Raw genomic sequence first — 21,218 nt, forward strand, 5'->3', positions numbered from 1 at the left:
CAATTAACGTGATGGAATATCATAAACCCAGTTGCGCGCTTGCTGATCTGTGGTCGTTTCACAAACATAGTAGTCGTGATCCCATGAATCAGGATGGAATATTTCCTTTTTGGTATAGGTGACATTTTTGCATTTTTCGATGCAGACAAAGCTGTCGCCTTGGTCTTTGACTTGGGTTCCGTTAAGGAAACCGCCAATACAGAGGAATCGGGATTGTTTTGTCATTGTTATATCAACTTTTAAATCATTTTTCAATGTGGCGATTAAACGCTGTATTGAGTTAGGTGTAAAGAGAGAAATATTAATGAGCACAAATTCATTTTAAATGATTAGTCCCTTATAAAGTTTTGGAAATATTCTTTTCATCATTCAAAATGTGATATGTCATCCCAAAGGACGGATTATATTTAAATGCTTCATTTAACTGCACCACAGGAATTTTCAAAATTTTTTTATGCTTCTTTCCAAATGAATCAACTATACAGATTTTTATTTTAGTGATTTTATTATGTACAACTGGCGACATCGCTCCCCAACTTTCTTGCTGCTCAAAATATACAACACCACTAATACCTTTTCCTACTTCTATATATTTTTCTACTTTGGCAGGAGAAAGCGTATTTAACTGAGTTAAAAATGGATATACCTTAATTTTATCACCAATTTTGACTTGAAAATCATCTAAAGCTATTACCTGCTCTTTTAGCCAAAACCAACCCAAGAAACGATATTTAAGCCAATTAAAACTAAAAGGGATTATATTCCATTTATACCCAATGAAAATCTTATCTATACCACAAGGTAATTTACCAACATTCTTTATATCTAAATAAAGAGCCACTGCTGTTATATGAGCTTGATGCCCATTAAAAACATTTCCTGTTTCAAAAGTACAAGTAAAAGTTGGACCTTCAATAGTAGTAATTTTAAATTTAGGTTTATTATTAAAATATTTTACAACTATACTAACAACTGTCACTGCCATACCAAATAAAAATATTAGTAAAGCTAAGACACCTTGATTAGCATTTAAATAATCTGGATCTATTAACCTTTCCATTCACATCGCTCAAATAGAATTTAATTCTTCTTTTCGTAAAAAATAAGGGCTGATCAATCAGCCCTTATTTTAAACTACTTTTTAATCAACTTAATATTAAGTCAACTGAGCAGCAGCAATTTTCTTCGTATCAACGTCTTTAGCAGCGTTAGTATATTCGCTCATCTTGTCGAAGCTTAAGTATTGATAGATGTCAGCTGACATGCTGTCAATTTGAGCTGCGTACTGTTGGTATTCTTCTGGAGAAGGTAATTTACCCAATACAGCAGCAACAGAAGCAAGTTCAGCAGAAGCCAAGTAAACGTTAGCACCTTGACCTAAACGGTTCGGGAAGTTACGAGTAGAAGTCGATACACAAGTCGTGTTCGGAGCTACACGTGCCTGGTTACCCATACATAATGAACAACCTGGCATTTCAGTACGCGCGCCAGCTTTACCATAAATATTATAGAAACCTTCTTCCATCAACTGATGTTCGTCCATACGCGTTGGCGGAGCAATCCACAAACGAGTTGACAATGCACCACCTGGAACTTTCTCTAACAATTTACCAGTCGCACGGAAGTGACCAATGTTTGTCATACAAGAACCAACGAATACTTCGTCAATTTTCACGCCTTGAACGTCAGAAAGAAGTTTTGCATCATCTGGATCGTTCGGGCAGCAAAGAACAGGTTCTTTAATGTCAGCTAGATCGATTTCATACACTTTCGTGTATTCAGCATCCGCATCCGCTTTAAGCAGTGATGGATTCGCTAACCATTTTTCCATGTTCTCAACACGACGAGCCATTGTACGCGCATCGCCATAACCTTCAGAAATCATCCACTTAAGCATAGTGATGTTTGAACGAAGGTATTCAGCAACTTTCTCTTCAGAAAGCGTGATCGAACAACCAGCAGCTGAACGTTCAGCAGAAGCATCAGACAATTCGAATGCTTGCTCAACAGTCAGGTCAGTTTCCATTTCTGTCAAATCGATCTCAAGGATACGACCAGAGAAGATGTTTTTCTTACCTTTCTTCTCTACAGTTAAGTCACCCGCTTGAATTGCGTAGTAAGGAATTGCATGTACCAGGTCACGTAGTGTGATACCAGGCTGCATTTTACCTTTGAACTTCACAAGTACAGATTCAGGCATATCAAGTGGCATAACACCAGTTGCTGCAGCAAAAGCTACTAGACCAGAACCCGCCGGGAACGAAATACCGATTGGGAAACGAGTATGCGAGTCACCACCAGTACCCACAGTATCCGGAAGAAGCATACGGTTTAACCAAGAGTGGATAATACCGTCACCTGGACGTAAAGACACACCACCACGGTTCATGATGAAATCAGGAAGCGAGTGTTGCATTTGAACGTCAACTGGCTTTGGATACGCAGCGGTATGACAGAAAGACTGCATAACAAGGTCAGCAGAGAAACCTAGGCAAGCCAAGTCTTTCAATTCGTCACGCGTCATTGGACCAGTGGTATCTTGCGAACCAACAGTGGTCATCTTAGGTTCACAGTAAGTACCTGGAAGTACGCCTTGACCTTCAGGAAGACCACAAGCGCGACCAACCATTTTCTGTGCTTGAGTGAAGCCTTTGCCAGTTGCAGCAGGTTGAACCGGAGTACGGAACAACGTAGATACTGGAAGACCTAAAGCTTCACGTGCTTTAGTGGTCAAACCACGACCAACGATCAGGTTAATACGACCGCCAGCACGAACTTCGTCTAGAAGTACAGGTGTTTTAAGATCAGCTTCAGCAATTACAGCACCGTCTTTAGATGCAGAAACTTTCGCAGCAGCATGATCGATTTTAAGAACGATTTCATCGCCCATGTTCATGTTGCCAACATCGATCTCGATCGGTAATGCACCCGCATCTTCCATCGTGTTGAAGAAAATTGGCGCAATTTTAGAACCTAGGCAGTAACCACCGTCTTTTTTGTTCGGGATATGAGCAATGTCATCACCAAAGAACCAAAGCACAGAGTTGGTTGCAGATTTACGAGATGAACCTGTACCAACAACGTCACCTACGTAAGCAACTTGGTTGCCTTTCGCGATCAATTCTTTGATTTGGTTTAATGGACCAACTTCACCAGGAACTTCCGGGTTGATTCCGTCACGTACGTTTTTCAACATTGCATTTGCGTGCAATGGAATGTCCGGGCGGCTCCAAGCATCTTGTGCAGGTGACAAGTCATCAGTGTTGGTTTCGCCAGTGACTTTGAAAACTGTCAGTTTGATTTCTTCAGGAACGTCTGGACGTGAAGTAAACCATTCAGCATCAGCCCAAGACTGCATAACAGCTTGTGCATTTGCGTTACCCGCTTTTGCTTTATCAGCGACATCGTGGAATGCATCAAATACAAGAAGCGTTTTCTTAAGCGCTTCAGCAGCAAGCTCAGAAAGTTCAGCGTTGTCTAAAAGTTCAACTAAAGGCGCTACGTTATAACCACCAAGCATAGTACCTAGCAAGTAAACCGCACGTTCTTTAGAAATAAGTGGAGAGGTTGCTTCGCCTTTTGCCAATGCAGCCAGGAACGCAGCTTTTACATATGCAGCTTGGTCAACACCTGCTGGTACACGGTTTTCAAGCAAATCTACCAAGTATGCTTCTTCACCAGCTGGCGGGTTAACTAGTAGTTCAACTAATGCAGCGGTTTGGGCATCGTCAAGTGGCTTCGGTGGGACTCCGAGTGCGGCACGTTCTTCAACGTGTTGGCGGTAAGCTTCTAGCACAGTGTTATTCCTCTTTTTTAAAAAATTACTTATGAATTCCTGCTTATTCCAAGCTTCACAAATAATATGGACTCCGAAATTTTACTAAATTTCCAGTTAAAAGTTAATGCAACTCAAGTGTTTCTTTGTGATGCTCGTTATTTTATAACTAAATGATGCTCTTAATGATTATTCAATAATCACTTTTAGATCAGATCTCAAGAAACAAGCCTATGAGCAGGCCCTTTTAACTGAATTTAATGCATAAAAAAGGCAACCATGATGTTGCCTGATTTGAAGTTAAAAAGATACTCCACCTTAGTGTACAGTGGTCGAGTTTAAATATTGCTGATATGAATCTCGGCAGCCTTTGAATTTCACCACGCATTCATCTTCACACATCGTGCTGTGATTATTGCTGGCAAAGGAAATATCCACCTGATACAGCTTTTTTTCTTGTTCTAGCACCTTCTTTAAAAATACTTTGTCGCCTACGCTCAGGACATAGCGACTACCAGCAATAATGACTACACCATGTTCATCTTCTAAGAGCAGATCAGAATGATGTAAATATCTGACGACTTGCATATTGTGTTACTCCTCGGGTAATTGGAGTTAAATTCATTATTCAATATAAAGATAAGTATTTCTATATTTTAGATTTAGAAATTGTCACAAAGTGTACATTTTGCTTAGGCTATTTTTTTTATTATTAAGTAGAGGTTTTTTGTCTTTTATTCGGGTTGATAGTTTTTTTTAAAGAGATGCTGCTATGCCCGATTCAGCCATTAAAAAAAACCGTTCCCTAGAACGGTTTGTAATCTGGTAATTCATCATGCGGCGTGGCAATACATTTTTCAGTAAACTCAGCGCGGACTTTTTCACGGGCTGCTTTTACATCTGCCTTAATCTCTTCGGCTGGAAGTGCGTAGACTTCATCAATAATGTTCAGAATAAAACCTTTGGTGGTTTCATCATCGATCTTGAGGGCATGCTCGATTGCTTTCTCTTTCTCAATCGCATTCTGACGATCCAGCATAATGGTCCGCGCGGCATTCCCCACACTTCGACAATAACCTTGCCACTGCTCTTCAGGGGTTAAGGGTTTCTTCTCGGCACAACCGGCCAGAGCCAGCATAAACGATAAAGCCAATAACTTTTTCATGAGTTTCTCCTTCCGAGGGGCAATATAAAAGATCGGGGAAGATTTGTCATTTAAAATGCAAGTATGACTCTAAATTTAAAAAAGCCCAGCAATGGGCTTTTGTTTTTTAAATACTTAACCGCATGAAGCCTGAATAATTTTTTTGCTGGCAGGATCTACGGTTACTGTCACACGCTCTTCACGATAATCCATGGTGACTGCTTGACCCGGCTCGACCATACGTACAATCTGCGCCTGGGTTTTCTGTTTGATTTGCGCTTCAGTCAGGTTGGACTGACCGACCAATGCCGTCGCCTGATCGGCAATACATTTAGGCTGGTTCATATGCAGCAACTCCCACTCTTCTACCACCTGTCCATTCTTTAAATGACAATATCCGACCTGGCCATTACTTTCATTACGTATTTCAAGCTTGCCACCCTGATTGACACAATAAGCGCTCGCAGGATTTGGCATACCTATTTTGGGCGCTTCCGTTTCTGATTGTGGTGTAGTGGTACAGGCGCTTAAAGCAACCGCCAGCAAACCGAACAGCATTGTTTTTTTCATGAGCGTGTATTCTTCTTCAATAATTCTGCACTAATTTAGCATATCTCCATACCTTTTCTAGGCACAAGTCTGTGTACATTGTTAATCAAACACCTTCAATAAAGTTTAAGAATAAAAGTATTGCTAAATTCAGTATTGCTATCTTGCCAACTATTTGATTGCTGAAGCTAGAGATGCGTGGAATCTGTTTAAATTGAAAAGAATACTAATTTAGCGTTCTCAATTAAGTGATTCTTCATTCCATTATCAACACAATGTCATTACATAAAGTTTAAATAACTGCATTTTTAGATTTGTGATCTTTGCCAGATTGATTTACTATTTGATTGAATTTTAAACTTTCTACTGGCATGACAGACGATCTCCAACTCTCCCTCAAGGAATATCTTGCGACAGTTCAGGAAGTGGTCAAACTCACTTTCGATACGCCGGTATGGGTCAAAGCTGAGATTCGCAACCTTAGTATCAAAGCAGGTCATTATTATCTGGAACTGGCAGAAAAAGAGGCTGATAGCGATCAGGTCATTGCCAGTTGCCGAGCCACCATCTGGAAATTTAGCGCCCAGAAAATTGTCACTCAATTTGAACGTGAAAGCGGGATTGAATTAAGTCGTGATCTCAAAGTTCTGATTAAAGTCAAAGCCAATTTTGATCCACAATATGGTTTTTCTTTAAATATCGTTGAGATTGACTCGGGTTATACCTTGGGTGATATTGCCCGGCGTTATCAGCAGATTATTGACAGGCTAAGCGCTGAAGGGCTGATTCAGCGTAATAGAAACCTGCCCAGTCCTTTTGATTTGAACCGGATTCTGGTGATTGCTCCCGAAAACGCAGCAGGTCTCGGAGATTTCAGAAAAGATGCCGATGCACTACATCGTGCGCAAGTTTGCGAGTTTATCTATCACACTGCGACTTTTCAGGGAAATTCTGCCCCGCAAAGCATTATGCAGAGTCTGGCACAAGCTCTGAAACAATGGGCGAAAACCTATGACACTGCGCCAGATTTAATCGTCATTATTCGGGGTGGCGGAGCAGTCAATGATCTGGCTTATTTAAATGATTATGATCTGGCTGCCCTGCTCTGTAAACGCTCGGTTCCGATTTGGGTGGGCATCGGACATGAAAAAGACCGCACCATTCTGGATGAGATTGCGCATCGCTCCTTTGATACTCCGAGTAAAGTCATCGCCGGAATTCGCAATCATATAGTCGAACTCACACAAGATGTCTTGAATTATTTACAGCGGATTCAGCGTTTATCTCAACAGCAAATTCAGGCCTACCAAAATCAGAATGATCAATTCTTAAAACTCATTCAAAGTCTGGCCAACAGCCAGATTATGGATGCCCTGCAACGTCTGCAACAGATCAAGGCCAATACCTCCAGTCTGGCTCAGCAACATACCCAACTAATCAATCAGCAGCTAGATGCCCTAATGCGGGAAACGCTATTGCAAAATCCACGACATGTTTTATCGAAAGGTTATGCCATCGTACGTCAGCAAGAACATGTGGTGGGTTCTATCAACCAGATTCAGCCCAGCGATCCGGTTCAGGTAGAACTGCAGGATGGCATTTTTTCAGCACAACTTATACAGGTACTTCCCCATGACTCATGATACTTTAAGCTTCCAGCAAGGCTATGACATCCTGAAAAAGAATGCAGAATTGCTCGAATCTCAGCAAGAACCGGACATTGATAATCTGATGAAAATCGTGGAAGAATCCATGAGCGCCTATAAAGCCTGTAAGGCACGTGTTGAAGCGGTGCAAAGTGCGCTAAATGACACATTTAAAGATTAGTGATTGAATGACTCTAGTTGAGTAGCTTAGGCTATTTAAGCATCTTTATATCATAAAAAACCCTCAAAAAATGAGGGCTTTTTTCAATTTAATTTACGCTATGAATATCCAGTTCCTCATTACTTGCCAATACGACAGAGGCTAAAATTGGCACCCCCAGAATAAAGGGTACAGCGAAGATCCATAAAACCACAGTCACTTCTGGATCAAAGAAAAATTGAATCGAAAGCGCAGTCAAAATAAGTACAGCGAATAGAATCATTGCAAAACGGATTATAAATTTAGTCGCCATGCGAACATACTCTGATGAGTGAAATTGTACTTTCAATATACACCTAATTTTATTAAGGCTTTATTGATTTTCAATTTATTATGATCTGATTTGATTGATTTTTTATATTTTAGCGCTGATTTATTGCTTCATTCATTTTTCTTAAGGATGTAACAGAAACATAATTTCAGCCATATTTCACAACTTTTTTGCAGCCCATTGCGCTTAAATTCTGATATTCATTGCTTCTACAGGTGTATACCAAAAGCACTGTACTTCATGACAAAGAAAATCACGAACATAAAAAGCCCAATATTGAATTGGGCTTTTGTCTTTACTCTTCAACTTCTATGGGATCACCATCTTCAGGGTGAATATGCCGCGTGCCATCATCTGCAGGATCAACACTTGAACCATCTTTGGTAATCGTGTTGTACAGCTCATCCTCTTTCTTATCATCGATAAACTCTTCATCTTCGAAATCTTGAGGCTCATTGTCATCATCGAAGTTTAACGGCTTTTCTTCATCTATCATGGCGATCCATCACTTTTATAACCCAGAAAATATCATGCTCAAACATTTGATCGTTTCATTCAAGGGTCAAGCATGATCATTTGTGTAACCGGATCTATATTGCGGTGTTCAAGCCAGATACATATCAATAAATAATAGCGTTCTTTGATAAGTCATTTTTTAATCATTATAAATAAAATACCCTCATCCTCTTGCGAAGCAGTGCTTCTCATCCGAGAAGGATGAGGGTATTTTCAGCATCTATTTAAATATGAATAAATTGACCATTTCTTGATCAATTAAAGATATCTAATGAAATCTAGCAATCATTTAAAAATATTTATCTGTCCTTATGATTAGAAACGCCAATTATAGAACAAGTCAATTGCACGTTCTAAGGACTGACTCGCTTCCAAGTAAAGACGCTGATTCACCTGATAACGTAAAGTCAGTTTGTTCACCGGGGTAAAAACTCCGACGCCATAACGAAGATATAAATCAGGGGTAATATAGCCGGTCACCGACACCTGGGTATCATCCCCTGTTCCTTGTGCATCTAGTGCCAAACCACTCAAGCCAAACGTCCGTCCAATCTGGTTGGTCAGCGCGCGGGTTCCACCCAGGCCCAGACTGATACCTGCTGCGGCAATGGTATTATTCACATCAGATCTGAATCCTTCAGCCTGACTTAAACCGGATGCACCTTCGTTGATACGACCAGTAATCAAGGCATTTAAAGCTTCCTGCTCTGACAAGCCAGCATCATTATAAATCTGAATATTTGGGCTTGAAGCAGTGCCCGTCACCCGTACCCCGACCGTACTTCCCTGAACCGACTTATTGGCATCAACATCCAGCGTCGGATTGGTCAACTCACCATTAAAACGGGCAATGGCACGATTCAGATCCAGACTCTGACCATAAGCTTCGATTTTCACCCGCTGTGATACCCCGATCGCACCATTGGCACGCATCGCAGTTTCCAGACCCCGCTGTGACAGATTGACCCGGCCCAATAGCGGAATACGGCTATCAAAGCCCTGGAATATCACTTGATTGCCCAGAGAAACCGCCACATCAGCCCGAATATCCCAAGGACGGGCAGATTTGAGAATAGCCAGCTGGTCATCACCTTCACGCACGACACGTACATCTGAAGAAAGTCCAACCACAGGTTCTGAGGCTTCAGGCATAGAAATTAGTGCACGTGGCACATCAACCGTACCACTTAGACTCAGCTTTTTATTGAATGGATACATGTCCAAAGTTAAATCGGGCGTAACCACGGCAGTAATTAAAGGTGCCTGACGAATCAGCAGATTTTCACCTTGCAGTTTTAACTGCACTCGCGGATCACCTTTCCAGTCGACTGAACCGGTCAATTTACCCACGCCACGACCACTGTTAAATGCACCATTAATACTGGCAGAATTCTGACGTATCGATGAATACAACTGCACATTGGTCAGATTCACCGGCAAGGAGATCATGCTGATCGAAGCATCTTTGACTCGAACCTCACCTTCCAGCAAAGGATCAGTTAAGGTTCCACTCACTTTTCCGGCATAGGACAAGGTGCCATCCAGATTACGGATGTCCTGAATAAAGGGTTTAAAGACTTTAAGCTGTACCTGATTAAAGGCAATTTCGCCACGCATCGGTTTACTGTCCCGATATGGATCAATAATGACATTGGCATACCCTGTCCCGATATCCGGAGTTTTTACATCCAGTCGAACTTGTAAGCCTTCTGCGACACTTTTTGCCACCAGACCCACTTCATCATATTTTAGGGTAGAACCTAAATAATCCGGGTCTTCCGAAGATAAGCCGACCACACCACTTCGGGTGACCAGACGCGCATCGATTTTTGGTTTAGCACCTTGCGCCCAGGCTGCCTTGGCATAACCGTTCACTTTACCGGTCAATGCCAGCCCTTCAGGCAGGAATGCACTGAAATCATCCAGATCCAGGTTTTGGGTCACAAAGGATACGCTGCCACGGGTTTTATTGACCCGAATCGGTTGATCAAAACACAACTGGCTTTGCTGACTCATCCAGCAATGTGCACCGACAAACAGATCAGACTGGGCCGCATTATAAATCACTGCCGCATTTTGACGCTGTACTAAATGAGCACGCAAAGAGTCAAAATCACCTTTTTGAATCTGACCCAGCCAGTTATTTTGTGCATTAAAGCCACCGGCCAGCTGCACAAAGAATTTTGACAGTTTATTTTCTGCCTGAACTTTAAGGATATGCGCCGCACGAGTACCGGCAAGTGATATTTCCCCGCGTACAATTTCCCGTGAACCGCTACGCAAGCGATCCATTGTGGCAGTTAATAAGGTTGCTGTGGTCTGCGAGGTCGGCAACTGCCCGCGGACACGAATTTTTTGCACACTCATCAGGTTTTTAAAGGCAAAATTATCAATCGAAAGATTTGCCGAAGCCTGCAAACGTGGCTGCGCCTGCATATTGATATAGCCCTGCGCACGACCTCTTAAGCCCGGATATAACTCATACAATGCTGGTGCGTTGACTTTGAGTTGCAGATTCTGCGCATTGCCGGTGGCCTGAATCTGGTTGCTGGCATAAGACAGGAACAGGTTATTGGCTTCAAACTGCTCTGGAACAAAACCACGCTGATTTGAATTAATAATGACTGATAAATTACCTGTGCCTCGTACCGGCTTGTTATTTAACATACCGGCCAGATTCAAACGCTGGATCTGAATGCGTTTTAAGGCATCTGACCAAACCCCTTGGGTTTTTACATTGCCCGACAACTCGCCTTTCAGGTTGGCATTAAAATATTGCGGCTTAAAGCGGATTAATGAAGCGTTAATATCCCAGTCAATACCATTTGCCAGATTCACCAAACCATTGGCATTAATCTTGCCAGCGATACCATCATGACGCAATTCATTGACTCTCAATACTTCTGGTGTACCTGAAACACGCAGTTTCAGGATTCCCTGACTGGCTTGCAACTGACTGGCATTTAAAGCCCCATCATAATTGACTGCATAGCCTCTAAAACCACCGCCGGCTTTTTCATTATGGAATAATAAAGCAATGGTACTGTTACCGGTCAGACGTACTGTTTCGTTCTGTTCTGCCAGGCGCCCAGTCAGGTCTACATTAGACAGTTTAATAATCTGCTGATTGGGTTGTGCATAGCCATTGGCCTTGATCTGGCCATTTAAACGGTCTATCGGTGAAGCCGCAGCGAGACTTCGGGTATTTAAGTCTTTGGCGTTTAATAATGCAGTCCATTTCAACTGGCGTTTTTCTTGTGGCAGTTCAATTCGCGCATGACCGCTTAAGCTACCTGCCTGTGCATTGGCGCTATAATTGAAGCTCGGCACATTTAGAATATTATTTTTCAGATCCAGTTTGGCCTGATACATGCCTGCTGGCAGAAGACCTTGTTCGTGCTGTTCGACTTTGGTTGCCACATGAATATTCTGCTGGCCTTCGACCAGTGCCAGTTTCACATCGCCAGACTGACTGCTGAGCCAGCCGACATAGGGTACGGCGCGGTCGATATTTTGCCAGGCAACATCCAGAAGCATCGGTTGTGCTTTATTGTCTTTAACCGGATTCTGATCCAGTTTGATATTCCAAGTTTCATAACGGTCAAAATCTACCAGCGCCGTCAGATGCAGGCCATTTTCCAGATTGCCTTTTGAGGCAATATTGCCATCCAGGCTAGGTGGTAAAAAGTCTTGTACGACTTGCGGGATACGTTCATGCTTAGGATCAATTCCGTTTAATCGTCCGTTCAGATCCCAGCTTACCTGTTCGTTCCAGCCCACTGTCCCGGCAAGGCTAACCGCACCTTTCATCAGCTGGCCATTCAGATCGGTAATATTGAGCTGATTGACCAGATCGGTATACATCACCGCGTTATACTGGCCTTGTGGAATATTTTCACCGATCAGGTCGGTACGGACGTTCAAGTCCAGACGATCGATATCTCCATTGAACTCGGCAATCCCGTCTTTCGTAAACAGTTTCTGCTCAGTCAGAATCGGCCAGTTATAATCCTTAAATTTTAACTCGCCACGCATCGGCACCTGGGGCCGCATTGGATGTACGATGGCCCAACCGGTTAATAAATCGGGTGTATTGGTCGCTACGCCTGCCTGAATCGTATCCAGCGTGCCACGCGCCCGAACCTGAATATCATGAATATTCAAGCTGTCTCTTAAAGAAGGCAGATTGACGATTGCGCGGGCATCCAGTGGATATTTGCCTTCAAACTGCATTTTACCCGTCGCTTCACGCACCGAGAGATAACCCATATCCATGCGGGAATCTTCAAAGTTTAATTCGGTACCAGACCAGAGCGCATCATTTAATTCGATATTATAAAAATCAACTGCCGTGGTTTGGGTTTTAATCACCAGATGATCAAGGAGCAGATGATCGACGCGCAGCACAAAAGGCAAACGGATGGCATTGAACTTGAAAGGTTCGCTGCTAGACGGAGTTTTATTAATAATTTGCAGGTTACGGACATCTGCTTCATTCAGATGAATTTCTTTTTTGATGATCGCCCGCCAGCCCAGTTTTACATCAGCACGATCAATTTTGACATCGACCGGTTTCAGGCTGACCAGCACATTTTTAAGAATAATTCCACGCCATAAATTTCCGCCTTCATATTCATAATGAATAATTTGCTGGCGTTGTAATACCTGATCTAGCAGGAACTTACTGCCCTGATTGGTCGAAAACAGCAGCGCCAGCACAGAGAGCAGGAAAATGAGTGAGAAAAGTACCGACAACAGGATACTTCTCAATATACGGCGCTTTTTCGGCACAACGCTATCTTGTGGTTGTTGTTCTGGCTGTGGTTGGTTCTCGACCATGATGTACCCAAATAACTATTTTTAAAAAATGATGTTTTATAACTGCGAACCAATAAAGAAATGCAGACGAATTGGGTGATTGTCATCAGACAATCCAGTCGCCACATCGATACGAATCGGTCCAATCGGTGAGGCCCAACGTATCCCCACACCCGCGCCATATTCGGTCGGATTACTGAACTCTTTATTATAAGCATTTCCGGCATCTGCAAAAACCGCAGCACGCCAGCCTTCCCTAAACTGATAGTTATACTCTAAGGAAGCAACCCCTAAGGCCTGACCACCGACTTTAAAGCCTTCAATTTCCGGAGAAAGACTCTTGTAATCAAAACCACGAATGCTCTGGTCACCACCGGTGAAATATCTCAGGTTATACGGCACTTTGGCAAAATCTTCAGTGAAGATATAACCGGCATCGGCACGTCCAACAAACTGATGATCTGCATTTTCACCCAATGAATAGATAAAACGCCAGCCTGCATTTACAATCGCCATATCTGCATCCGACAATAACGCCTCACTACCCAGCTCGACTTTGTAGGTCTGCTTGAAACCCTTGGTCGGATTGACCCGACGATCGGTATCGGTACGTGAAACTTCATAACCGACCAGTAACGACTGCTGTTCATCTTCGGTATTAAAGCGAAACGCTTCCGGAATCTGGTTAAAATCAACAGAACCATTCTGCTTCAAGCGATCCAGACGGTAACGCGCTCCAAAAGTACGCTGCCAGTTACCCAGCGGGTTTTTAATAATCCGGTCTACACCCAGCACTGCCGATTCAATTTGCAGACCTTCACCTTGAGCCACGCCATCACGTTCTTCGCGCTCATAACCACCGACAATACTGACATAATCATTCAGCGGATGGTGATAAGGAATGTTATAACGACCATCGATGGACTGCCGGATACCGGACAACTCGAGGTTGGCATCAAAAGAATGTCCGCGCTTATTTACAATGGCGCGGCGGTACTGACCACGTAGACGGATATTGGTATCTGTTCCATAACCCAGACCCAGTTCAGCACTGTTTAAACGGTCTGCATTTAAAGTCACAATCACTGGAACTTTCTTCTCTTCCCGCGCTTGTGCCTTTAAACGCTCCTGCTCATTTTCTTTGGTCTGCTGCTCGACCCGCAAGCTTCTTAAATTTGGATTTTCCTGATCGCGGCTACCGGCAAACTGGTCTTCATCGACGACATTTTGAGTGACTTCTTTAGCAGATGCTACTGAGCGATCAGGCTGTGTCGCAGTCGCCTGATCTTCAGAAAGTTTCTGTTCTTCTATCAGGCTTTGAATATCCGGTGCCAGCTCCAGCTCCCTGTCAACCGGATCAGGGCGAATTGCGTCCACCAGGGTATAGTTAAAATAGCGCGAGTTGGTCAGGTTATTGGCCAAGCTATTCACTCGCCAGAAGGTATAGTCTGCACCATCTTTCCAGGTGACCAGACTTTCGAGTACATCACGATCCAGCGGAAATTCCTTTTCAGGATCACTCATTCTAAACTCGACATTGCCCAGCTTGTAACGCTCGCCTGTCTCGAAACGTAGATTTACATCGGCCGTATTTTGTGGCTGTGCAATCTTGACATCATGCAAGCGCCAGTATGAATCAAAATAACCGTTGTTATTGGCGGCAGTATTAATCCGTTGTTTGGTCTGTTCATAATTGCCGTGATTGAAAATATCGCCCTCTTCCTGCTCAGGCAAAAGACTGATGACCTGGAATTGCGGCTGTTCCGCACCCGCTCCGCTAAATTCCAGATTTTGTGTAGTGATCAGCACAGGTTCATTCGGGGTGACAAAAACCCGAACGCGACTATCAGAGATTTTTTCAAACCTGAACTGGGCATTGTAATAACCGACTGCCTGTGCCGCCTGTCGGGACAAGGTTCGCAGTTGTGGCAAAGCGGAATTAAAGTCGCCAAAAGACTCCTGGGTAAAACTGGACAGTTTGGCTTTGACATTATTTCTTAAATTCAGATAGCCTTCAGGCTCAGCTCTACGATTCAGCATACCATTGCTTTGCGCAATACCTTCGCCGTTCATAATCACCACATCCGCACTAATTCGCGGAACTCTCGCGGTCATGATCTGACGTGGCGGACGGATTTTATAAAATAGTCGTTTAAAAATATTGGGACGTTTCTCATCTTCAGCAACAAGTGGCCCCGTTATTTCTGGCAAAGTCATGCCGGCTTCATTATTTTGTACAATAATCTGGCTGTCTGCCTGAATCGATTGCATCAACTGGTCGACATTTACAGGTGCCTGATTGATTTCAAGTAACTCTTGCTGACTGATATCTGCTACGACTGTTTCAGCGGTCTGGGTATTGCGATAATTTTGTGCTTCCTGCTTGGCTTGCTCGGCCTCACGATAAATTTCATTCGCCATGTTCTGGTCAATGGACTGGATCGGCAGCTCTTCCAGATCATCGAACTGGATCGGTGTAAATACGTCCAGACCGGAGCCTGCATTTTGCTGTTGCTCCAGCATCAACATGCTGTCGACAGATGCTTCCGGCTGTATCGCTTCTTCAATTTTTTCGGTGGCTTCATTTTCAGATGTGACCAGTCCCTGTCGCATCGCTTCTTTGGACAGTTCATCTACCATTTCTGACTGAGAAATGGCCACAGGTGTTTCAGGCTGTTCGGTTTGTGCCATGCTCTGATGGGATAACATCATAAAAAAAATGCTCATACACAGCTGTGCCCCACTCTGAAGTGGTATAAGCGACCCCATACTGCGATGAAGCATCGTTTTTTTAAATTTTTTCTTTGCAGGCATGGCAAACTCGAAACGAATACATTCTTTAATTGATTATTTGACCGAAAAATATAAGCTAAAGAGCTTAATTGATTGGTTTTTACCTTTACATGGCTGAAAGTATCTTACATGATTTTTCTCAATGTTTACGCATAACTGACATTTCTTAATAAAACTTAATGTAGCACGCTCTATATGAACAAAAATGAACATTTGTTAGCTTCTCGGCGCTTTTTACCGATGTTTCTGACGCAGTTTTTTGGTGCATTAAACGATAATGTATTTAAGCAGGCATTACTGCTGGTCATCACTTATGGCTGGATTCAACAGCAATCGGCCAGCATCAGCACATTGAATAATCTGGCGGCTTTACTGTTTATTCTGCCTTATTTTATTTTTTCAGCCACTGCCGGTCAGATTGCCGACAAATACGAACGTTCACAGCTGATTCGCTATCTCAAGCTTCTGGAAATTATCATCATGTTGCTGGGAACTATCGGTTTCCTGCTGGGCAATTTATGGATTCTGTTATTTGCCCTATTCCTGATGGGCACCCAATCCACTTTCTTTGGTCCGATTAAATATGCCATTTTACCTGAAGTCCTGAAACCGGATGAACTGATGTCCGGCAATGCCCTGTTCCAGTCCGGAACTTCTCTGGCAATCCTATTCGGTATGATTCTGGGCGGCGCAGTCATTGCTGCTTCGGCCGGTAACCTGATCTGGATCAGTTTAACCCTCATCAGCATCGCCTTGATTGGTTATATATCTAGTCGCTATATTCTGAAACAAAGCATTCCCGCACCTGAGTTGCAAGTTGACTGGAACTTTTTCCGTACCAGCTTGCAGACCTTGAAATATGCCAAAGGCTTACCTTTGGTTTTTACCATTTTACTGGGCAATTCATGGTACTGGTTTTATGGTGCAACCTATCTGACCCAGATTCCTCAGCTGACGCTACAAAATCTGCATGCATCTGAAAATGTCGCCAGTCTGCTCTTAACCTTTTTTTCGGTCGGGATTGGGCTAGGTTCATATTTATGCCGTAAAATTGGCGGCAGCCAGGTCAATATCAAGATGGTGCCTTTTGGCGCGATCGGTCTAGTAGTGTTTGCCCTATATTTGGCCGCGAGTCTGGCCTTTGTTCCGGAACGTACAGGTGCTTTAATCGGCCTGGCAGATGTCTTTCAGCAAGGCTGGAGCTATTACCATGTGATGCTGGCTGTCACCTTACTCGGAATTAGCGGCGGTTTTTATATCGTACCGCTGTATGCCATGATGCAGGCGCATTCTCCCCGCTCACATCGTGCGCGTGTGGTTGCAGCAAATAACATTCTGAATGCCGTTTTCATGGTATCTTCTGCTATATTCTCAATTATTATTTTAAGTGTTTTAGAGCTTGATCTTAAAATACTTTTTTGTATTACCGCAGTATTAAGTGGCCTGTTTACTCTATGGCTACTTTACCGCCTGAAACCAATGATCAAAACTGCAAAAGCGCCCTTGGAGGATTAATTCATGCGTCAATATACAGGTCTCGATAAGCTGATTCATTCTTTTGACCAGGCATTACGCAGTCTAGTCCCGGGCACGACTTCGGCACAACGTGAAAATCCGGCCCAACCGGTCGAAACGCAGTTAACGGTCAGTGATGCACGTCATGTGGCAGGTTTAATGCGGGTCAATCATAGTGGTGAGGTTTGCGCACAGGCGCTGTACCACGGTCAGGCCATGACAGCGAAACTCCCGAATGTGCGTCGTGAAATGGAACAGGCAGCGATTGAAGAACAGGATCATCTGGCATGGTGTGAAGACCGTTTAAAAGAACTGGATAGCCATACTAGTCTTCTTAATCCAGTCTGGTACGGTCTTTCCTTTGGCATGGGTGCGATTGCCGGGATCGCGGGCGATAAATACAGCTTGGGTTTTGTGGCTGAAACAGAACGTCAAGTCAGCATGCATTTACAACATCATATTAGCCAGTTGCCCCCTCAAGATGAACGTTCTCGTCGTATTCTGGAACAGATGAATGAAGACGAGCTGCATCATCGAGATACAGCTTTAAATGCTGGCGGTGTAGACCTGCCTGTTCCGGTCAAAATGACCATGACGGCCATTTCCAAGTTGATGACCAAGACCAGTTATTTTATTTAAATGAAACTAGTTCAATTTTAGCCCACTCATTGGTGGGCTGTTTATTACGCTTCAAATCTTGAGCGAGATAATAAACTCAAGGCATCTGGCGATCTTATTACTTATAAGTTCTATGAAATAATAGAGATTCCCCCAACAGCACCCTTTAATCTTTTTTGCTCATTTCAGAAAGTAGGTCCAGCTGGATTTCCTGAATTTGCGCCAACCGTTCCCATTGATGCAGCAACAGATGATCTAATTTTTCATGTAAATGCTGAATTTCCAGTTCAGCTTTTAAATTAATCTGATAATCATTTTGCGAACGTAAGCGGTCTTTTGCTTCCTGTCTGTTCTGGCTCATCATAATAATAGGTGCTTGAATCGCCGCAAGACACGAAAGGATTAAATTCAACAGAATAAATGGATAAGGATCAGCAGGTCGTGTCACCATCACCACAGTATTTATCATAATCCACAGACCCAAGAAAATTGCAAAACAAATCAAAAAGGTCCAGCTTCCACCAAAAGTTGCAATTTTATCAGCGAGCCTTTCTCCCAAAGCCCACTTTTGCTCTAAGGTTGTTTCCACATTTTTGGTAATCAGTTCATGCTGATGCATGCTATCAATCACTTCAAACTCAAGATCAGTCACTTCACCCTTTTCCGAACTTAATAATGAATGTACATACTGTATGCGGTACCGGGTTAAATCTGCCTGGCAAATATAATCTTGCGGTGTCCAGCCTGGAATATCCCTGGCAATCTCTTCGGTAATGACTTTTCTGACTGTTCCCATCGGAGTAAGATTTTTCAGAAGAAAGTGCTTGCCGCATACCAAGCATTTATGGCTTTCATGTTTTTCTTTCATGATGATTCTCTTTTTAAACCAGCTCACTCAGCTATTATTTTGTTCGATATATTTGATTTGCTTTAATCATTTTTACCATTCGTAAATCAATTATGTATCAAGTGCGTCTGATTTCTTGAACTTATGAATCTCACTTCGATTTTATCTTGGATTGATAAAAGGCTAAGCCAAGCGCACGATGATCAGATCATTCAAGATAATTTTCAGATCGATTCAATCCTACTATCTATACATGACTTAAATTTACTATAATCATGATGATAATAAAAAAGGGGCTTCATTGTGCGCCATTCATACCATCTTGAAAAACATTATATCGAACGCGCGGGCTGGCTTCGTGCAGCTGTACTGGGGGCAAATGACGGGATTATTTCGGTCACCAGTCTGGTGGTGGGTATCGCAGCCAGTGGAGCATCCACAGAAATTTTATTGGTGACCTGTGTTGCCGGATTAATTTCTGGCGCTGCCTCAATGGCGGCCGGTGAATATATTTCGGTTAAATCCCAGCAAGACATTGAAACCAATGATCTACTCATGGAAGAGCGCGAACTGCAACGCCATCCCACGCATGAGTTAAATGAGCTCAAAACGATTTATATACAACGAGGTTTGGAACCCGCTTTGGCACAACAGGTCGCTGAACAGCTCACCAACCATAATGCCTTGGATGCCCATGCCCGGGATGAAATTGGTATTTCAGCGCATACCTCTGCCCAACCCTTTCTCGCTGCATTTTCTTCCGCCATGGCATTTACGGTAGGCTCATTATTTCCTTTAATTTCAATCATGATTTTACCGGAACACTATCTGGATAAAGGCGTCATGCTGATTGGCGTTTTAAGTTTGGGGATGATGGGTGCACTGGCGAGCTATGCGGGTGGAGTAAGTGTCTGGAGAGGTGCAGTTCGGGTCATGCTCTGGGGAATTATCGCCATGTTATTCAGTGCGTGGATCGGATCATTATTTAATGTGTCTGTTGCCTAAATATTTATTTATTAGTTAGACACAGAATAGGATTGAGCCGTTCTTCTATTAACATCATTGAAAAATATTTTTTTCAAAGAATTAGCGGCTCTAACAAAACTTGAGTTTAATTAATATATGTTCGGTTTTAATTTAGATGTTTAAAACCTAAGATCTATGTCTGAGAGGTATTGTTATGGAAACTACGATCATTCTTGCCATCTTTGCGATCATTATCGTATTGCTGATCATTTTTTATAACAAGAAAAAGTGAAAGAGCGATGAGGCATTTTTACTGCTTTGAGGATTTTTATCGAACTTAAAATAAATTCCAGAGCCTTAAATCAATCAAACATTAATTGCCTGTTGGAAAACTATGAACCCCCCATTGGATGACATAAAGAATCTCAAGAATTAAAATCACCGAAACCAAGATTTCTAATATTTTCATTTTTAAAGGATTCCTAAACTCCGCCTGAGCCATCTTATCTGAATTTTTCTTTTCATCTAAAACAAAAAACTGAAGCATAAAAAAGCCTGATCTGGCTTGATCAGGCGGGTTAATTATTCTTATATTCTTACTGGATAAATTGTATTAGCAGAAAATTAGGTGATTCGATTTAAATCAGCTGTTCAACTGTTGGAAAGCTATGTGATCCGTGCTCGAACATTGCATCCTTCCAGATATCAAACATCGGCACTTTCACATCCAGAGCCAAAGGTAATTTTTTTTCATTAAACTGCATATGTTGAAAATCTGATCCCCAGGCAATCAGATCCACATCTAAGCTAATCTGATGCGATGGGCGTACTCGGCCTGATGCCTGTTCCAGTTGTTTGAGCAGCTCAATCAGCACATCACTGGACAGCGAACTTCGCAATAAACATGCTGCATTCCAGTAATCGGCGCCTATGCCATCGCGGCAAGGAATCCTATAAACAGGAGAAAACTGTACTTCTCCCCATTCGGAAATACGTTGCTGTGCAGCTTGAAAATGTTGCTGAGGATGACAATTACTCGCTAATGCTAGGGCGAAAATCGTTTCGGTGGCGTTCAAGACGTATCCCTACAGAATTGGCTTGCGCGATAATGGCAGGCTTACGGATCGTAATATTAATCGATTCAATTGCTGTAAAGGTAGTAAAAAGTGCATTCAACACCAACTTTGCTGCATGTTCAATCAATTCAGGCTTGGCCTCTTGAATGACTTTGCTGGAAATCTCACAAATTTCTGCATAATTCAGCGTATCTGCAAGTGCATCTGAATTTGATGCCTGTTCTAAATCGGTTTGAATGGTCAAATCCAGCATTAGAGGCTGAATAATTTGACGCTCCCAGTTAAAGCAGCCCACGACTGTCTCAACCTTTAAACCTTCAATAATAATGGCGTCCATTGGATTGCTCGAGAATTTAATACTGACCACATCCCTCTCAAGCTCCTCTTTAAAGGGAGGAGCTTTTAAAGTCCCCCTTTAAAAAAGGGGGATTTAGGGGGATTTTTCCAAGTCTAGATGGGTTTAA

The 21,218-nt window shown here is 42.8% G+C and carries 19 protein-coding genes; 5 read left to right on the forward strand and 14 right to left on the reverse strand.

Annotated elements, in window-relative coordinates; translation table 11 throughout:
- Nucleotides 1-3: 3 nt before the first annotated feature.
- The 6 genes from FTV29_RS01990 to FTV29_RS02015 all read right to left on the reverse strand — a co-directional run bounded on the left by FTV29_RS01990 (nucleotide 4) and on the right by FTV29_RS02015 (nucleotide 5,489).
- Nucleotides 4-225, reverse strand: coding sequence for a hypothetical protein (locus FTV29_RS01990; RefSeq protein ID WP_080633091.1), 222 nt, complete (start codon nucleotides 223-225; stop codon nucleotides 4-6).
- Between the two features lie 112 nt (nucleotides 226-337).
- A complete protein-coding gene (locus FTV29_RS01995) occupies nucleotides 338-1,060 on the reverse strand; it encodes a hypothetical protein (protein ID WP_005097190.1) in 723 nt (240 codons plus the stop codon).
- Nucleotides 1,061-1,156: 96 nt separating this feature from the next.
- Nucleotides 1,157-3,796 (reverse strand): bifunctional aconitate hydratase 2/2-methylisocitrate dehydratase, encoded by a 2,640-nt coding sequence (locus FTV29_RS02000; protein WP_005097191.1) that lies wholly within the window; start codon nucleotides 3,794-3,796, stop codon nucleotides 1,157-1,159.
- Between the two features lie 297 nt (nucleotides 3,797-4,093).
- Nucleotides 4,094-4,363, reverse strand: a complete 270-nt coding sequence (locus FTV29_RS02005; protein ID WP_005097192.1) for a hypothetical protein — start codon at nucleotides 4,361-4,363, stop codon at nucleotides 4,094-4,096.
- A 217-nt stretch (nucleotides 4,364-4,580) separates the two neighbouring features.
- Nucleotides 4,581-4,940, reverse strand: a complete 360-nt coding sequence (locus FTV29_RS02010) for a hypothetical protein (protein ID WP_005097193.1) — start codon at nucleotides 4,938-4,940, stop codon at nucleotides 4,581-4,583.
- Between the two features lie 114 nt (nucleotides 4,941-5,054).
- Entirely contained in the window at nucleotides 5,055-5,489 is a 435-nt protein-coding gene (locus FTV29_RS02015; RefSeq protein ID WP_005097195.1) for an I78 family peptidase inhibitor, read from the reverse strand.
- Between the two features lie 350 nt (nucleotides 5,490-5,839).
- Here FTV29_RS02015 and xseA point away from each other — a divergent pair, with 350 nt between their 5' ends.
- The gene (gene xseA, locus FTV29_RS02020; protein ID WP_180074989.1) at nucleotides 5,840-7,111 is read left to right on the forward strand and encodes an exodeoxyribonuclease VII large subunit; all 1,272 of its coding nucleotides are present in this window, start codon (nucleotides 5,840-5,842) and stop codon (nucleotides 7,109-7,111) included.
- Nucleotides 7,101-7,295, forward strand: coding sequence for an exodeoxyribonuclease VII small subunit (gene xseB, locus FTV29_RS02025; RefSeq protein WP_005170556.1), 195 nt, complete (start codon nucleotides 7,101-7,103; stop codon nucleotides 7,293-7,295). The genes xseA and xseB overlap by 11 nt, the downstream gene beginning before the upstream one ends.
- A gap of 88 nt (nucleotides 7,296-7,383) precedes the next feature.
- On the opposite strand, the gene FTV29_RS02030 is transcribed toward xseB, so the two are convergent.
- From FTV29_RS02030 to FTV29_RS02045, 4 genes are all read right to left on the reverse strand, one after another.
- Nucleotides 7,384-7,587 carry a hypothetical protein gene (locus FTV29_RS02030; RefSeq protein WP_005097198.1) on the reverse strand — a complete coding sequence of 68 codons (204 nt, stop codon included), beginning with the start codon at nucleotides 7,585-7,587 and terminating at the stop codon, nucleotides 7,384-7,386.
- Nucleotides 7,588-7,900: 313 nt separating this feature from the next.
- Complete coding sequence (locus tag FTV29_RS02035; protein ID WP_005170554.1) at nucleotides 7,901-8,101, reverse strand: hypothetical protein; 201 nt, start codon at nucleotides 8,099-8,101, stop codon at nucleotides 7,901-7,903.
- A 335-nt stretch (nucleotides 8,102-8,436) separates the two neighbouring features.
- Nucleotides 8,437-12,960, reverse strand: coding sequence for a translocation/assembly module TamB domain-containing protein (locus FTV29_RS02040; protein ID WP_180074990.1), 4,524 nt, complete (start codon nucleotides 12,958-12,960; stop codon nucleotides 8,437-8,439).
- Between the two features lie 36 nt (nucleotides 12,961-12,996).
- On the reverse strand, nucleotides 12,997-15,753 hold the full coding sequence (locus FTV29_RS02045; protein WP_180074991.1) for an autotransporter assembly complex family protein: 2,757 nt from the start codon (nucleotides 15,751-15,753) through the stop codon (nucleotides 12,997-12,999).
- Nucleotides 15,754-15,927: 174 nt separating this feature from the next.
- Here FTV29_RS02045 and FTV29_RS02050 point away from each other — a divergent pair, with 174 nt between their 5' ends.
- Complete coding sequence (locus FTV29_RS02050) at nucleotides 15,928-17,247, forward strand: MFS transporter (RefSeq protein WP_180074992.1); 1,320 nt, start codon at nucleotides 15,928-15,930, stop codon at nucleotides 17,245-17,247.
- A 3-nt stretch (nucleotides 17,248-17,250) separates the two neighbouring features.
- Nucleotides 17,251-17,886, forward strand: coding sequence for a 2-polyprenyl-3-methyl-6-methoxy-1,4-benzoquinone monooxygenase (gene coq7, locus FTV29_RS02055; protein WP_180074993.1), 636 nt, complete (start codon nucleotides 17,251-17,253; stop codon nucleotides 17,884-17,886).
- A 145-nt stretch (nucleotides 17,887-18,031) separates the two neighbouring features.
- On the opposite strand, the gene FTV29_RS02060 is transcribed toward coq7, so the two are convergent.
- Complete coding sequence (locus tag FTV29_RS02060; RefSeq protein WP_180074994.1) at nucleotides 18,032-18,733, reverse strand: DUF1003 domain-containing protein; 702 nt, start codon at nucleotides 18,731-18,733, stop codon at nucleotides 18,032-18,034.
- Between the two features lie 282 nt (nucleotides 18,734-19,015).
- On the opposite strand from FTV29_RS02060, the gene FTV29_RS02065 reads away from it, so the two are divergent.
- Complete coding sequence (locus tag FTV29_RS02065) at nucleotides 19,016-19,717, forward strand: VIT family protein (protein ID WP_004645386.1); 702 nt, start codon at nucleotides 19,016-19,018, stop codon at nucleotides 19,715-19,717.
- A gap of 334 nt (nucleotides 19,718-20,051) precedes the next feature.
- On the opposite strand, the gene FTV29_RS02070 is transcribed toward FTV29_RS02065, so the two are convergent.
- From FTV29_RS02070 to folB, 3 genes are all read right to left on the reverse strand, one after another.
- The gene (locus FTV29_RS02070) at nucleotides 20,052-20,225 is read right to left on the reverse strand and encodes a hypothetical protein (RefSeq protein ID WP_180074995.1); all 174 of its coding nucleotides are present in this window, start codon (nucleotides 20,223-20,225) and stop codon (nucleotides 20,052-20,054) included.
- A 91-nt stretch (nucleotides 20,226-20,316) separates the two neighbouring features.
- The gene (locus FTV29_RS02075; protein WP_005263244.1) at nucleotides 20,317-20,754 is read right to left on the reverse strand and encodes a 2-amino-4-hydroxy-6-hydroxymethyldihydropteridine diphosphokinase; all 438 of its coding nucleotides are present in this window, start codon (nucleotides 20,752-20,754) and stop codon (nucleotides 20,317-20,319) included.
- A complete protein-coding gene (folB, locus tag FTV29_RS02080) occupies nucleotides 20,711-21,091 on the reverse strand; it encodes a dihydroneopterin aldolase (protein WP_034439422.1) in 381 nt (126 codons plus the stop codon). Before folB ends, FTV29_RS02075 begins: the two co-directional genes overlap by 44 nt.
- Nucleotides 21,092-21,218: the final 127 nt, after the last annotated feature.

It is taken from the genome of Acinetobacter sp. YH12254 (assembly GCF_013417415.1).
Classification (GTDB): Bacteria; Pseudomonadota; Gammaproteobacteria; order Pseudomonadales; family Moraxellaceae; genus Acinetobacter; species Acinetobacter pseudolwoffii.